The following is a 1,217-nucleotide window of genomic DNA, read 5'->3' as shown; positions in this document are numbered from 1 at the left end:
CCTAAGTCAGAGCGGATTGTATCTAGTTGTTTAATTGCAGATTCTGCAATATCCATTACTAGCATTGCACCTTTAAGGGTTGTAACACCTGCACCATAATCTAGGGCAAAACCAGTTCCTGTAAATCCATCTACACCAATAGAGCGTAAAGTTTGCTCTTTAAAAGAACCTTTGATTTCACGCAATGTAGTATTTGCTTGATTAACTGCTGCAGCTGAAGCTTTTGGAATATTACCTGTGCCATCAGTCACAACAATATCAGTTGCACCTAGTTGAGTAAGATTCAACTTACCAGCATAAGAACCAGCATTGATTCCAGCAGTAGCGGATAAACCTTCAACATTAATTCCGCGACCATCAGTTGAAGTCAATCGCAATGAACCATCTTTATCAATAGAAGCTTGAACGCCTGTGGTATCTTTCCAAGCATTGATTGCTTGCACGAGCGCACCACTTTTATCATTAGCCCCTACATCTATGCTACCTCCACCAGAAGCAATGATTGAGATACCATTAATGTTTAGTTTAGTCACGGTTCCACTTGTAATTGGCGCACTTCCTCCTACTTGCACATCAGCTTCTGCACGGACACCACCAAGTTCATCAGAGTAGCGGTTAATCGCTTCTGCTAAGACACCTAGACCTGTTCCTGCGCTATTAGAAATAACGACAGATTCCAATGTGATTTCTCTCAAACCAACAGTGAATGTCAAGGTAGAAGTTCCAAATCCAGAAGCACTTGTGTTATAGCTTTCAGTTCTAACATGCCCAATTTTATCGGAGCTTGTTGCACCAATGCTTGCACGAATGGTTTCGTTAGAGTAAGCACCCACTTGGAATTCTTTATTAGTAAATCCACCTGCAAGAAGTTTTAAACCATTGTAAGAGGTAGTTCCAGCAATGTTGTCCAAAGATTCAATCAAGCGGTTAATATCAGCTTGGATTGCCTTTCTTGTTGTCTCTGTTTGACCATCTTGTGCTGCTTGAGCTGCTTTTGTTTTAATGGTATCCAAAACCTTAACTTGCTCGTCCATTGCTTTATCTGCAATTTGGATAATTGCCATACCATCGTTTGCGTTTCTGATTGCCTGACCTAAAGTATTTGCTTGACTTCTTAAGTTGTCCGCAATCGCCATACCGGAAGCGTCATCTTTTGCAGAGTTGATTCTTAACCCTGAACTTAACTTTTGTAGCGAACTAGAAAGACTAGTTTGTGT

1 protein-coding gene is annotated in these 1,217 nt (G+C 40.8%); it reads right to left on the bottom strand.

Annotation, left to right across the window (positions count from 1 at the left end; all coding sequences use genetic code 11):
* On the bottom strand, nt 1–1,217 hold a 1,217-nt coding region (locus BS85_RS0109890), incomplete at both ends, for a flagellin N-terminal helical domain-containing protein (protein WP_026944636.1).

This window comes from Helicobacter rodentium ATCC 700285, assembly GCF_000687535.1.
In the GTDB taxonomy this organism is placed as follows: Bacteria; Campylobacterota; Campylobacteria; order Campylobacterales; family Helicobacteraceae; genus Helicobacter_D; species Helicobacter_D rodentium.
This window is presented reverse-complemented; position numbering and strand designations above follow the sequence as displayed.